Raw genomic sequence first — 12,688 nt, 5'->3', positions numbered from 1 at the left:
ATCCTCCTATGTTCCAAACCATATAGTATTTGAAATGTTATTCAGTTGGTAAGATCAACATATCTCACCTCCTTCATCTTATCTATACCATCTTACCTAACTTAAATTATGTGTAACTGCGCCTGTGCCTATAGCCACCTAATATGCAGTACACCGAACTAGATAATTCAATACAGTGACAAGAATCTGCGGTGTATCTTGACGAACCCTGGGTAACTTGCCACGCCTCTGTGGCGCGCTCACATAACCGTAGCACTGTCCTGCTCACAAGTCAAGTGTTGCCGCAGTGAATGTCGGAGGGAGATGAAGTACTCAGTGACTGTCAGCTCCCAGCGCCGAGGACAGGTTCGCAGAGTTTCCTCGCGCCGTCGATTTCTAGCGCCATAAGGCCTGGCGATGCTGCGGCAACGTCTATTCATCGGAGTGAGCTGTGATTCAGATTGCACGTTTACGTGGGATTGCTCAGGCTTTGCTGAGAGGCGTATGAGAGATCTTCTTCTGATCCGTGAACGCTATATGCTTGATCCCCTTCAGATCCGGCTTGGAGGGATCGCGGCCAATCTTAGCGGGGTAAGATCGTTTGCCCGTGACGATGCCGATTCGGCGACTGTGGAGAGCATACTTGAAGAGGGCAAGTATTTTATAGAGTGGCCGGTCCCCGAGATGGAAATAGAGACCGCCGCCCAATTGGTGCAGATACAGGTGGAGCTGGCGAAATTGCAGCAGAATTGGGCCACAACGTGGTCTGACAGAGCGCGCCGTCGCACCGTGGCCAGGCAAACGAACCTATGGGCGCAGCACATACTGAAGATATCCGGGCTACTAGATACTTGAATTGTGTGCCGTAGCCAGCTTGGCGCGACACTTGCCCCTCAAGCGGCGTTACAATAGCGCTCGCCAGGCCAGGCGCAACCGCAAGTTATGTGCAACGATGTCGCGCATGTGCTCTCGTCTCACACGCTCCATCCGGTGGATTGCTCGCACTGTATCTGATCTCCTCCGGCGGCCTGGCAAGCCGAAAATATAACCGATCCAGGACCAACCAGGCTACGAGAAACGCACCTGTGACCAAGAACCAACTTGCCAACGTCGAGGACAAGATGAGATACAGGCTGAGGGACACAAGCGAACTGTCCACGACCATTATCAGCGCAGTCCACATGAATGTCCCCGATCTCCTATTGGGAACTGGCAGAGTCTGACCTGACAGCTGCACAACGTTCCAAAGGTCGTAATCTCGACCGAGGAAGTACTCTCTCACGTTGTTGATGATACGAAAATGCTCAATCTGTGCACGTCTGCATCGGGCAAGTATTCCCACAACGAGTCCACCGAGAATCGCGATTCCAAGACAGAGAACACCCAGACGCTGGTTCGTGAGAAACGCCCTCGCCTCCCCCTTCACCAGGATTACCAGAGCCGCACCAGCCGCAGCGGCAAAAGAGAGGAAGAAGCTCGTAAGCTTATTGCGCAGATCGTCTATGTGATAAGTCAATTTGGCGGCCAGATCGTACTCTCTCAGAAGAAACTCCTCGTGGCGATGCATTATCTCACACTTCCTTCATGCGAATCCTGTGCACGTGACGTTGCGACTAGCCGCAGCCGGATCCGGCTGCGGGTTCAGCTGCTACCTAGAACGTCACTTCCGTGAGTTAGAATCGAACTTCTGCTTCTTAGCCTTCGAGGCTTCTTTCTTTTCTCCGGCTGCATCGCCCCCTGTGGACATCGGCTTCACGCGCCTGTGTTTCTCTGGAGCATAGACTCTAGCTCGCTTTTCAAGTTCAGCAAAATGATCAAGAAATGTCTCCTTTATTCCGGGAATATCCACGGAAACAGCGAATACACAGTTGTCCCGTGAGCGGCGAATCAGTGAGGGGGCTCCAATATAGATCGTTCCATCGATACGGTGCCAGAGTTGAACGGGAAACTCACGATATGTTAGAATCTTACAATGTGGTTCCCTTTGCAGCTTGGCTGCGATAGCTTTCAAACTACCTTCCAGTTCACCGCGATATCCATCGAGGTTTTCAATCAGCTGATTAGCACGCGCTTCGATGAATGGGTTTGTCGGATCGGAAGTCAATATGGTCACCTTGAGCTTCCTCCCATCCTTCTTCGCATTCGATATCGCAGTAAGAATCGAAACCAGATATACGGCGCTAACTGTCATCAGGTTAGTAGTCAATATCTGAATTACATTCTGAGCCTTCGCGAACTTATCCTCAAGTGCGGCCTTCTTGCGTTCTCGGAAGTATTCGATTGTACCTCCGTGTTCCTTCTCGAGCAGGTCTTCGTGCTTCACCTCCTCAATGACTTCGCTGATTTTGTGCCACAAGTTTCGTTTGAGAGTAAAAAGGTCGCGAGTATTGTAATCATAACGCCGCTTGAGGTCGCCAAGGTTGCTCGGAAATTGGTCTGGAGTATGAGTGACATAGATAATACGCTTGTCAATCGCTTGCGCAAAGCCAACTTCTAGCATTACGTTGGGATTCAGGTGAGAAATATCTGCAATTACGAAGTCGGCAAGGATGATATGCCTTTGAATCTCGTCCCGAAGACGTCGCTCCGGCTTGACGGAGGCACGTCCAAACCGCTCCAACCGCCGGTAATGTCGTGCCTCGTACAGGTGGGTAGGTTCCTCCTCATCTTCGCGGAACAGGCATACGTTAGACGGCTCTCCGGAAGCAACGAGAGCGGTCGAGGCAAAAATTGCCTTCTTATACAACTCCGTGAAATCATCGCGATGCTTTATCCCGAAAGGGATCGATACATAGCCGACGAACTTTTGACGCTTAGCCATTAGTTTGACCTCCAGACATCCAGAGGGCATTGCCTCTGGGTTCAGTCTGTTTTCACTCAAGTCGAGTTACAGTGAACATCGTGTGGCATAACGGCGAGCATCAGCGCGCAGGGCGTTAGCCCTGTCCGTTGGATGCTCTTGTTATGCCTCGCTCTCTGGTAGTTGTCTTGGCTCTTCTGTCGCATGATCGTGAGCCTTGCTCAATTCGGCCAGCGCAGTGTCATTCATGATGTATTCTTCAGAGCCTACCTCGACGAACACGCCAAGCCGAACAAACTCGTCCAATTGCCGTTGCGTTTGTGCAGGCCTTGTCTCGCTACAGCGGATCAAAGTCACGTGGCGTCTTATGGCTCTGAATGAGACTGGCGGATCTTGCCCGATCACCAACAATACGATTTCCATTTCCTCCTGAGGGTCTTGCAGGCCAAGGTGGTTCCTGTTGTATGCATACAGCTCCTCTCTATATTTCCTGGCCTCGCCAGGAGTCATGCTCTTGCTCAGCGGGCTTCTTGAGTCGTAGACCGCATGATGCTTGTTGCACAGGTAAGCCAAATTGTCCTCGTCGTTGTTCTCGTGATCCCTGTCCAGATGAGCTATCTGGCCATGCAATACCATGCTGTGATCCCCCTCAAGACCAAAACATAAACAACATCTTCTGCGGCTCATAACGAGCACCGTTGTCGCCGCCTTATCTGGTATGCGCTTGCGCATGTCACTGCTCGGGCCGGCGTTGGGATTCGGTCGAGCGACTTTCCTCTCACATTTGTAGAAGCTAGTAACTTTGGTGACCCTGTCCTAAACAGATAGACATCTGAATGCCGCCCTCCCAGGGCCTAGGTGTGCTTCACCTGGCGGCACGCAGTGACGCGCAGGTGAAGCAGGTGCTGGCGCTTTTCCTCATATCTTTAGCATCGGGACTGCCGGTCCTTGCCAACGCTGCAGGAGCCCCAAGAATTCCCATCTGCCCATTCATTGTTTCATCAGCATTCCGCGGAGTCCAGGCGGAAACTCCATGTCCCTCCAGACTCGCTCCTCTCCTAAGCGAGTGACTCTCTGGCCTAAGAAAGTCATCATGAGTTCAATAATCTGTTGCCTGACGTGACTCATTTCAGCAGGAACCTGCTCCCAAAGAATCTCCAGGAAGCTGGTAGCAGCGGTGCTCGCCATAAGCTGGTGGGCGAAGACTCCGACGAACCGTCTCACGGTCTCGGAATCACCCGACCACCGCTTCGGGATTGACTCTAGAATGCGACGAACCGCACTCTCGTCAAGTTCTGGTCGACACATCTCCAAAATTGTTGCATCTCTGGCAACACCAGGGTCCTTATCTTCTACGAGGTGTGCAACAGAAGACCCGACACCCCCAATCCTGCGCGTCTCTGCTATCATGGCTAGCAAAGACCGGAGACCGACAAGGGAGGAATCTTTAGCAATTGCAGAGGCGATGAAGTCAACGGCCGCGCTGTCCCCGTCCCATGAGACGAATTCGGGCCCTGAACGATAGACGGATTCCGACTTCTTCCCCAAGAGATCCAACAAAGCCACTGAATCCGGGGATTTTCCCCAAAGTGTGATAACCCCAGTGATGATGCTAGAAGGCATCGGGATTCTTCCTTTGAGTGCACCAAGCGCATCTTTGAAAACCTCACGCATGTCCTCCCCTATCGCGTGCAAGTCATCTGGAATACCGAAAGGCCCGTGTTGGCCGAGCGAAGCATAAACCAACCATGGGGCAAAACAGGCTCTCGACTTCGCTCCCGGCAGAACTTCCCAGAACTTCTTGAGGCCAGCAGTCTTCCAAGTCCGCCTCCCAAAATCGAAGCGACAAACACCAAGAGGGATCCCCACATCAGCGATCTCTTTGGGAATCGGCCATCTTTCATCGTTCATAAAACGTACATCGTCACTGGTGATCCCTTGATTCTGCCAACGCTTCTCTGCTCTGAGCCAATCCTCGCAATTACCCATTTCACCGCGGTCTATCCGCTCCGCGAACGACCGCAAATCATCTGGTCCATCTGCCGCATCAATACATGCTAGCAACGGCCATGGGAGCACCGACAGGAAATACGAGCGGTCAGTCTGTTGGGGTTGCATGCTATCCGCCAATTCCCTCAATGCCGCGGAAAGCACTTCCTTTGTAGGGTTCTCAGAAAATTGTGCAGACACCACCAAAGGTACCCAGTAAGGATGTACACTTTTCAGGTTGGCGAGTGAGGACAGAATCGCGCGCGCTGCTTCAAGACTGAGTGTGGAGAACGAAAGCTCTCCGATTCCCGGTAACCTAAACAATTGGGTAGGCACCTCTCTTGGATACCACCACATGGCCTCAACTTTCAACGCTTGAAGAACAAGCTTGTTCCGCACAATTCGCTGTTTTTCTAGGTCTTTAATGCCATCGGGAAGTAATCTATGAGGACGAACCAAAGAAGGAAAATCGAAGAATCTGTCCTCGCATTTGCTCCAGATCCATGGCTCTTCCAGGACGTCCACAACGTCGAGAACGGTCTCGGTTGTCTCCATGTCGTTGGGCCAATACTCTTCGGCGCATTTTCGCGCCCAGGCAAGCGACTTTTTCGTGGCCAGACGCAGCAAGAGCCGCCAAGTACCCAGAGTCTGACTACCTTGGTCACCTGCAAGGAATCGTCCTACCTCTTCGCGGTATACAGTTTCGAAATCAGGTTCATATACATCGGCCAAGCGGTCGTGAACTTGTGATGGCGGTAACGATAACAGGCCCAAAGCCCGACGCGCCAGAGCGTGAGAATAAGCTGGTTGCCTTCGCGAAGGTCCGTCCTCTAACAGCGCCAAGGCAACTCGAGAACCGGCCTGAACCAGATGTGCTAGAGGGTCTCCTGGATCGTCATTCATCTCAGCGCAGATTTCAGAAACGTTGTCACGAAGCCATTGTCTCTCTGCAAAACACTTGCCAGCTGTGAATAGCAAGACATTCTGCCAAAATGGGACACCAGCAATAGCCTTCATCCTCGAGACTACCACTTGGTCTTTACCGTCCATCAGGGCCTCTGCAGCCATGAATTCCTGCAATGATCTGATCTCGAAACCAACTCGTTCGCTTTGCGACGGAACAAGGAATACGAGCCGGTCCGTTGCGCATTTGGTAATATCTCCGGAAAGCTTTTCTAGCACCTTTTCGAGATGCCCCTCTTTGTCAAGGCGATCGCGAACAATTGTCTTGAATTCCTTAATTGACAAGGTTGCGTCCGTGTGTTGCGTTCTTTCGCTTTCGATTTGGAGGAGTAGTCCGGTGTTGTAATGGATGGCATCTATGTCTGTTTCGTAATCCCGGAGCAACTGCGATAGAACCGGTACATTCCTTTCCATCTCTCGCCTATAAATCACCTTGTAATACTGTTGGAACAACTTGTATCTCTCCTGCGGCGGCTTTGCTATCTGCGCCAGGAGACGCGCCATAATCGTAACCTGCAGAGGACTCTCCATAAGACGCACAGTAGCATCAACTTTTGCAGCTTCCTTCAATCTGCTCAGAACTTCCTTCTTTCTCTGGCTATCGTGTTGATAGGTCAGCTCGACCAGGGTTGTTCCGTAATGAAGTGCGCGAGCGACTGACAAGGGGGCTAACCATAAGTGCGCATACCTTCTCGGTGAGAACTCCTCGTTGTAGCCTTGCGGCCGAGTAGTCGCCAATATAAGCACGTCCGCCTGACAGCTCGACACATCAACTTGAAAGTCCCTGACCGCCTCAAGGACTTGTGTTCGGTTGCTCGAAGGCGGGACCTCATCAAGGCCATCGAGGATTAGCAACCAAGGATAATCCCGAAGCCAGATTCTGAGGTCGTCTGGTGAAACCTGATAGTCACTCCTTTCTCTGATCGCGAACGCTACGTATGAAAGAACCGAAGTTACTTTGGTTTCCTTGGAATTGGCTAGTACCTTTGCAAAACGCGCCAACTCAATCCGAAATGGGAATCGTCGGGCAAAAACCGCATCAAGACCTTGCCTCTTGCTCTGAGCGAGAATCGAGTTTACGGCATCCTTTGCGTCAGGTTCCAAATCACCCCGATCCCTAAGAAGATTCGCTCTGTGGATCTGGCAAAGGAATTGCGCTAACGTTGACTTCCCTTGGCCAGGGCCACCGATCAATACATATCGACCAACCTCAGTTTGCTGCGGCACCTGTTCTGGCCTTTGCCCTGAAAGCGAGGTGAATTCCTCGTCTGGTCTTAGGCACATTGCCCCTTTCTTCAGGATCGCGAATAGGAAACCGGACGGCAACTCTCTTGGGTCTTCGCCCTCCTTTGGAGCTTCGGATTGTCGCTCTGGAAAGGTCGGGAGATCAACAAACACACGCTCCAAGGGGACTCGGTTCTCCGGGCTGTGTCCTGCTTGCTCCAACTTCGAATAGTGATCGTCCAAGAGTTCCTTTTGGAGGAAATTCACCATCACCTTCGTGAATTCGGGAAACGACTTCTCCACGACCGATGCCAACTTGGCCAAAACATCGCCTGACGTAATCCAAACGCGATAGGCGTTCCGCACATCCTGATCAGCATCCAAGTACCTGCAGAGTTGATCGTAGTCCCACACACGATATTCCTTGATGCCCACGCGCTTCGCATATTGTGCTATCACATCTGTGATTTTGTCCTTACCACCTCTGCAAGGTGCGGGGGAAAGCACCACATTGGTCACGAGTATGTAGTACTCCGGTTTCTTCCGCTTTGAACCTCTTGCAGCAAAGGAGTCCAACTCCTTCTTCAGCTCATTCGACAACCACCGCGCATCTTCAGCCGGTTTCCCTTTGGGTCGCTGGCAAAACTTCGCCTGGACGACGACATAACCATCCCAAACATCTGTTGCTGATGGGAAGTTGGAAAGGCGACCGGAGAAGGTCGCTTCGCGCCCCCCGTCTGGCCCATCACCGAAGATGACAAGTCCTGGACCAAGAACTTTGTAGGACAATGCTTGGATCATCTGCTCGAAGGAGCGAGCAGATAGCCCTGTGAAGTCATGGTCACCCATCTTCCTTCCTCCAATCAGAGACGTTCAGGATCGATGATGTCATATACAATCCAAAAACGCTTTTGCCTCTAGATAGGCTATATATCGAAACCATAGTCGGCGCAACAAGAGACCCAGAACGGCGCAAAGGATGCAACTATGAGTGTCCTGGGCGAACAACTTCTCTCACCGAAATGGTCATTCAGAAGTCCTCCTGCCCGGTTTTCTTAGCGCGCCGACGATGCGGCATCCGCTGGAACTCGCACTGGGTCAATATCTCCATCCTGTGCGCCGGGGAGTACGTAGGCTTGGAAGAAATCGACAACAACATCTGGAACGTCTACTTCGGCCCCCTCAAACTCGGCCGGCTACATGAACGACACACGCGCATCGAGGACGAATATGGTAGACTCAAACGACACAAAGTGTAACCCATGTCCCCAGACTCTCTTGACACCTATCTCCCCGACCGGTCAGAGGACGAGCTTCAATCAAACTCAGTGAAGACCACGTCCGCGTCGAGGGTAGCGAGCTCCATCACGTCCGACACCTCGCTAGTTGCCGGCATGTCGGCTTTCAGGATGATAGCCACAGGCGGCAGGGGTGCCGGTTTGGGTCCAATGGTGGTAGGGAATCCGATCACGAGTGAGATGGCTATGGCACGAAGAGCGCTTGTCGAAGACCGTGGCATGTTATGACCTCCCTTGATCTGTAATCGGGACTGTGCGCACTCCAAGTTCGCGGAGCATCGCCTGTATCGCCTCATCATGCTGCAACCCAGAAAACAAAGGCGGGTCAGCATCGATGGCTCGCTGGATGCGAATCGCCGCGGACGTCCTATCAACGTTCACGGCCCGCCTGAGAAACTGCAGTGCCCCATCGTAATCAGACAGCGCGACGGATGTCTCGAACCCATTCAGAAGGAGAGACATATGATTGGGGAGTGCACGAAGCCCTTCCTCAACGTGGTGCAGTCGTTCCTTTAGCAAGGCGTCGCGGAGACCGCCTGCCGTCTCAGGCGTCCTCGAGGCAACGCAGAGAATCATCAGGTCATGATAGGATGCCACCGCTTCTGGGGTGGCACCGTGGAGATGAAGTAGTGTCTCGGCGTGTTCGCGCGCGGAATCAAAGTCCCCCAGCATGGCTAGACACCGAGCATAGTTTGCCAAAGCCTTCCACGACTTCGCGAGGACTGCAACGTGCGCAACGAAATGCTCGGCGCCTCGCTGGTATCTGGCCGGATCGGGTTTCTCAAGGATGGCGTAGAAGTCGTCAAGCACAGCCTTCGCACTTGGATCTTCGAGAGCGGAATCAGGTTTTTCGCGAATTGTCGGAGCAACGGACATGATCTCACGCTTCGGTGGGGCGAGTTCCTTAGGAACGACTGATAGACGGCCCTTCGGTGGGACCCCGGAGACTTCGGCAGTGATTGACGGACCTGATTCTAAGCCGTACAAGTACATTGCGAACATTACGGCAACGCAAGCTCCCGCAAGCACCAAGAGAACAACTCTGACAAGCGTATCGAGAGCGGAGGGCATGACCGCTAGGTGGATAAGCCCTGCCGTCAGCATGCCCAAGAAGACAGCAAGCACTGCTCGAAATCGAGACCCACTTCCATGTTTCGCCATATGCGATCCTCCTCTCCTCGAGAGTCCTGCGCTCCTAACATGCGGTATACTGAACTAGATAACCAATACACAGACAAGAATCTGCGGTGTATCTCGACCAAACCTGTGTAACTTGCCGCGTTAGCTCATTGATCTAGAATAAGTTGCCGATCTAGATTATCCTCAGCATGTCTGGATACACTGCAAGGCTCGTCTTCATAGCGAGATAAACATAGCGACGGCCCCCGCCTGCACGCTGAACCGTTTTCTTCCGACATCCTACTACCGCACCTCTGTGGCGCGCTCACAGAACCATAGCACTGTCCTGCTCACAAGTCAAGTGTCGCAACATTGAATGCGGGAGAGAAAAAAGGTGTCCGCCGCGACTCCAAATCCATGCCGGCCAGTTGCTATGCCCGCGTGAATACTGGTAGCGTCAGCACAATTGCTTCGTCTGGCATTCTTGCATGACCCTGAGGTATCCTCTGGCTAGGACGCAGTGACAGTCAGTTTGCCGCGCCGAGGACAGGTTCGCGGGGCTTGACCGCGGCGCTAGGTAATCGACCCGCGACTCTCAGATGCGTGTTGAGATGCCCTAGTTCAGTGTTGCAGACAGCACCTTCCACGAGAGACGACCTCCCCGCGCCACGTTGTATTCAAGCAGACAACTACCCATAATGTGCCCGTCTTCAAATTCAGCGAAAACCCATCGAGTCGAAAGCAAAGTCACTCTGTGCTCTACAAAGCCCATCGTGCCGCCGAGTACACCCTCATACGGTATCAGCTCTGGGTGCGCAACCAAGTCCCGTCTTAACTGAGTCGCTGGATCGCTAAGCCCCAGCTTTTTCAGCCTACGAATATCGACCTGATCAAGAAGGATGCGTTGGTCCGCTTCCGCTTCTGCAGAATCCTTCGCTGAGGACAAGCTACCGGCAACCATGCGCAGGCTATCCTGCAGAGCCAGGTTGCTCTCGCGGACTCCGCTCAATTCGCGTATCGTCATCCTCATCTCCTGGCAGTGTCGCCCTGCCAATGCCCAGAGGAAGGCGAAGACCACCGTTGTGACAAGTAGCAGAGCCACAAGAACTACGTATACTCGTCGTGCCATCAGAGTCTTCCCTCCCTCACTTCGGGGTGGTCGCGCAACGAAAAGAATAACCCACCTGTCCAACGTACGTTGACTGGGATCGCGTCAGGTGTAGTGCCGGTCGAGCTGGTTTGACTGCCGTAAGGCGCCTCATAGCGCGCCGCGGGCCCTGTAGGCGCCGTGACACCGAAGTCCGTCAGCTTAGGCTACTGGTCAAGCCCCGCCTTGCCAGACTGAAACGCTCCTCGGGTTGGCGGAACGGCAACGTATTCAGCAAACGAGTGTGACTTCGGCACAGGAAGCTTATCTTCGACCAGGCCGCGCACGTGCATTTCAATCGCCTCGTACATGTTACGGGTAACTTGCTCGCGCGTCTTGCCGGTTGCCACACACCCAGGCAAATCAGGTGAATATGCCGAAAAGTTGCCGTTGGCCTTCTCGATGACAATCAAGAAACGATACATCACATCTTCCCCTTCCTAGGCTTCTGTAGATGCGCTTGCTTCAAGACGCTGTTCAGTGTACCGGGGGCCAGATCGTCATTCAGGTGACCCGCAATCGTGACACGACCAGCCTTCGTAGTGTGCTTGTACTGCCGATGACTTCCTCTGGTCACAACCAAATACCAACCGTCGTCTTCTATGAGTCTGATGACGTGACAAATCTTCATCCCCGCTTGCCCCGTTCACAAAGGCCTGATCGCCAGTTGGACGCGTGCACAATCCTACCACACCGACCGCCCAGAGCAAAACGAGGAAGTTGATCCCATTGCCGATAACAAGATGATGCTGACAATGCTGTGCTGCGGGGCTTAGAGTGGGCGTAACCTGCGGGTGGCCCTGGGGGCTTTGCTGGAGGCCTCAGTCCGTTCGACCAATCCACTGATTGGGAGCCCTCAAAAGCTGCAAAGAACCCTGCCCCCACCGCAACGCCACGACTACGTCAACCTGGATTTGCGGCCCCCACTTCGGGCCTCCGCGGGCGATTACGTGAAGTTCATTCTGCGGCGAAGGCGGCAGAGATTCGTCCGACACAGGGGTGGCCCAAATCTTCGCACCGTTGATCACCCACAAGTACTCGATCTTCAAGTCCTGTGCGATCGGCTCACCGTTTTGCTCGACAACCCGAAGTAGGGCAATCAACGGCTGACCGTCAGGGGGGCATGGGGGCATGAAATCTCTCCACAAGTAAGTCTCGAGCGCGTACTCCTGATCTCCCAGAGCAATCCTCTCCGGAGCGGTTCTGAGCTCGTCAGCGGGGATCTTCGGAACCAGCGGGCTATTCTCGTCGGACCCACAGCCCGCGAGCGCCAGGAATAGCAAACAGCCCAGTACGACGGTCAACTTGAAACACGAATCGAATCGCATCTCCTCTTTTCTCCTCATCAGCGTCATCCAACGATGGCCATCACCTGCGAGCGGAAGAGTCAGGGGCAGAGCCACAGAATCTAGATGTCAGACTCCGACCGTCAGGTGCGTGGCCGGGTGAGGGTTCTTGTGTTGCGTTGCTTGTAGACTTCACCTCTGTGTCCTACACGAAGAACAAGTACGTCTCGCCCGAGAATCGTGTAAATAACGCGGTAGCTCCCCACGCGATATTTTCTGAGTCCAGCAAACTTGCCCTTCAAGACGGGGTAGGAACCTGGATCGTCGGACAGATCCTTCTCGAGTTGCCTCAGGATACGGCGGGCCTCTTCCTTGCGCAGCTTGGCCAGGTCTCGGGAAACAGACTTCTTGAAGACAATGCTATAGGCCAACGGATTTCCTTAATTCCTTACCGGAAACCACCGGATCGGTCCTGTCGTGCAGCCGATCGAGCGCTATCTGCAGGTCGGCGTAATCCTCAAGATAAGACTCAAGTGCCTTTTGCACAATGTAAGACCTGGGCCTCTCAGTCTCTTTGGCGACCCCATCTAGTTTCTTGGCCAGGTCAGCCGGTAGTCTCACGGAAACGGGTGTAGTCATAGTGTACCTCCTGTACTGTTCGTATTACATTGTACACCATAACGTCTCTGCATGCAAGCCTCTTTCTTATCAGTCCTAACTACGGCTTATGCCGTTTCCGCATAAGTGCTCTTAGAACGTCTTCTTCTCCAGATAGCGCTCTTTGCCCGTACCGAGAAATGGACATCACACTCCAGAACATTCAACAACAACAAGAGTTGGTCAACGGAGTTGTGATACTTGGTCTGGTCAATCAACCTGTAGA

At 53.1% G+C, this 12,688-nt stretch carries 14 protein-coding genes; 2 read left to right on the top strand and 12 right to left on the bottom strand.

Going from position 1 to position 12,688, the window contains the following annotated elements:
• Window positions 1-483: 483 nt before the first annotated feature.
• Window positions 484-834 carry a hypothetical protein gene (locus NTX17_00205; GenBank protein MCX5799807.1) on the top strand — a complete coding sequence of 117 codons (351 nt, stop codon included), beginning with the start codon at window positions 484-486 and terminating at the stop codon, window positions 832-834.
• A gap of 85 nt (window positions 835-919) precedes the next feature.
• On the opposite strand, the gene NTX17_00200 is transcribed toward NTX17_00205, so the two are convergent.
• The 4 genes from NTX17_00200 to NTX17_00185 form a co-directional block, all read right to left on the bottom strand.
• Complete coding sequence (locus NTX17_00200; protein ID MCX5799806.1) at window positions 920-1,546, bottom strand: hypothetical protein; 627 nt, start codon at window positions 1,544-1,546, stop codon at window positions 920-922.
• Window positions 1,547-1,639: 93 nt separating this feature from the next.
• A complete protein-coding gene (locus tag NTX17_00195; protein ID MCX5799805.1) occupies window positions 1,640-2,800 on the bottom strand; it encodes a hypothetical protein in 1,161 nt (386 codons plus the stop codon).
• Window positions 2,801-2,941: 141 nt separating this feature from the next.
• Window positions 2,942-3,466, bottom strand: coding sequence for a hypothetical protein (locus NTX17_00190; protein MCX5799804.1), 525 nt, complete (start codon window positions 3,464-3,466; stop codon window positions 2,942-2,944).
• A 303-nt stretch (window positions 3,467-3,769) separates the two neighbouring features.
• Complete coding sequence (locus tag NTX17_00185; protein MCX5799803.1) at window positions 3,770-7,804, bottom strand: hypothetical protein; 4,035 nt, start codon at window positions 7,802-7,804, stop codon at window positions 3,770-3,772.
• A 287-nt stretch (window positions 7,805-8,091) separates the two neighbouring features.
• Here NTX17_00185 and NTX17_00180 point away from each other — a divergent pair, with 287 nt between their 5' ends.
• On the top strand, window positions 8,092-8,214 hold the full coding sequence (locus tag NTX17_00180; GenBank protein ID MCX5799802.1) for a hypothetical protein: 123 nt from the start codon (window positions 8,092-8,094) through the stop codon (window positions 8,212-8,214).
• Window positions 8,215-8,270: 56 nt separating this feature from the next.
• Here NTX17_00180 and NTX17_00175 read toward each other — a convergent pair whose 3' ends face one another.
• The 8 genes from NTX17_00175 to NTX17_00140 all read right to left on the bottom strand — a co-directional run bounded on the left by NTX17_00175 (window position 8,271) and on the right by NTX17_00140 (window position 12,444).
• The gene (locus tag NTX17_00175; GenBank protein ID MCX5799801.1) at window positions 8,271-8,474 is read right to left on the bottom strand and encodes a hypothetical protein; all 204 of its coding nucleotides are present in this window, start codon (window positions 8,472-8,474) and stop codon (window positions 8,271-8,273) included.
• A gap of 1 nt (window position 8,475) precedes the next feature.
• Window positions 8,476-9,414, bottom strand: coding sequence for a hypothetical protein (locus NTX17_00170; GenBank protein ID MCX5799800.1), 939 nt, complete (start codon window positions 9,412-9,414; stop codon window positions 8,476-8,478).
• A 574-nt stretch (window positions 9,415-9,988) separates the two neighbouring features.
• On the bottom strand, window positions 9,989-10,501 hold the full coding sequence (locus tag NTX17_00165; GenBank protein ID MCX5799799.1) for a hypothetical protein: 513 nt from the start codon (window positions 10,499-10,501) through the stop codon (window positions 9,989-9,991).
• A 185-nt stretch (window positions 10,502-10,686) separates the two neighbouring features.
• Entirely contained in the window at window positions 10,687-10,944 is a 258-nt protein-coding gene (locus tag NTX17_00160; protein MCX5799798.1) for a type II toxin-antitoxin system HicB family antitoxin, read from the bottom strand.
• Window positions 10,944-11,150, bottom strand: a complete 207-nt coding sequence (locus NTX17_00155; GenBank protein MCX5799797.1) for a type II toxin-antitoxin system HicA family toxin — start codon at window positions 11,148-11,150, stop codon at window positions 10,944-10,946. Before NTX17_00155 ends, NTX17_00160 begins: the two co-directional genes overlap by 1 nt.
• Window positions 11,151-11,340: 190 nt before the next feature.
• A complete protein-coding gene (locus NTX17_00150) occupies window positions 11,341-11,865 on the bottom strand; it encodes a hypothetical protein (protein MCX5799796.1) in 525 nt (174 codons plus the stop codon).
• An 83-nt stretch (window positions 11,866-11,948) separates the two neighbouring features.
• Entirely contained in the window at window positions 11,949-12,236 is a 288-nt protein-coding gene (locus NTX17_00145) for a type II toxin-antitoxin system RelE/ParE family toxin (GenBank protein MCX5799795.1), read from the bottom strand.
• Window positions 12,226-12,444: a ribbon-helix-helix domain-containing protein gene (locus tag NTX17_00140; protein ID MCX5799794.1), complete on the bottom strand. Its 219-nt coding sequence runs from the start codon at window positions 12,442-12,444 to the stop codon at window positions 12,226-12,228. The genes NTX17_00145 and NTX17_00140 overlap by 11 nt, the downstream gene beginning before the upstream one ends.
• Window positions 12,445-12,688 lie beyond the last annotated feature (244 nt).

Source organism: Candidatus Eisenbacteria bacterium (assembly GCA_026388185.1).
Lineage (GTDB): Bacteria > Eisenbacteria > RBG-16-71-46 > JAFGJU01 > JAFGJU01 > JAPLKG01.
Note: the sequence above shows the minus strand (reverse complement) of the source record. Positions and strands in the feature narration are given on the sequence as shown.

Bases quoted from the DNA above. Each gene is read 5' to 3' on its own strand.
- NTX17_00165 (MCX5799799.1), bottom strand. From the start codon at position 10,501: ATGGCACGACGAGTATACGTAGTTCTTGTGGCTCTGCTACTTGTCACA.
- NTX17_00155 (MCX5799797.1), bottom strand. From the start codon at position 11,150: ATGAAGATTTGTCACGTCATCAGACTCATAGAAGACGACGGTTGGTAT.
- NTX17_00190 (MCX5799804.1), bottom strand. From the start codon at position 3,466: ATGAGCCGCAGAAGATGTTGTTTATGTTTTGGTCTTGAGGGGGATCAC.
- NTX17_00160 (MCX5799798.1), bottom strand. From the start codon at position 10,944: ATGTATCGTTTCTTGATTGTCATCGAGAAGGCCAACGGCAACTTTTCG.
- NTX17_00200 (MCX5799806.1), bottom strand. From the start codon at position 1,546: ATGCATCGCCACGAGGAGTTTCTTCTGAGAGAGTACGATCTGGCCGCC.
- NTX17_00205 (MCX5799807.1), top strand. From the start codon at position 484: ATGAGAGATCTTCTTCTGATCCGTGAACGCTATATGCTTGATCCCCTT.
- NTX17_00175 (MCX5799801.1), bottom strand. From the start codon at position 8,474: ATGCCACGGTCTTCGACAAGCGCTCTTCGTGCCATAGCCATCTCACTC.
- NTX17_00140 (MCX5799794.1), bottom strand. From the start codon at position 12,444: ATGACTACACCCGTTTCCGTGAGACTACCGGCTGACCTGGCCAAGAAA.
- NTX17_00185 (MCX5799803.1), bottom strand. From the start codon at position 7,804: ATGGGTGACCATGACTTCACAGGGCTATCTGCTCGCTCCTTCGAGCAG.
- NTX17_00195 (MCX5799805.1), bottom strand. From the start codon at position 2,800: ATGGCTAAGCGTCAAAAGTTCGTCGGCTATGTATCGATCCCTTTCGGG.
- NTX17_00170 (MCX5799800.1), bottom strand. From the start codon at position 9,414: ATGGCGAAACATGGAAGTGGGTCTCGATTTCGAGCAGTGCTTGCTGTC.
- NTX17_00150 (MCX5799796.1), bottom strand. From the start codon at position 11,865: ATGAGGAGAAAAGAGGAGATGCGATTCGATTCGTGTTTCAAGTTGACC.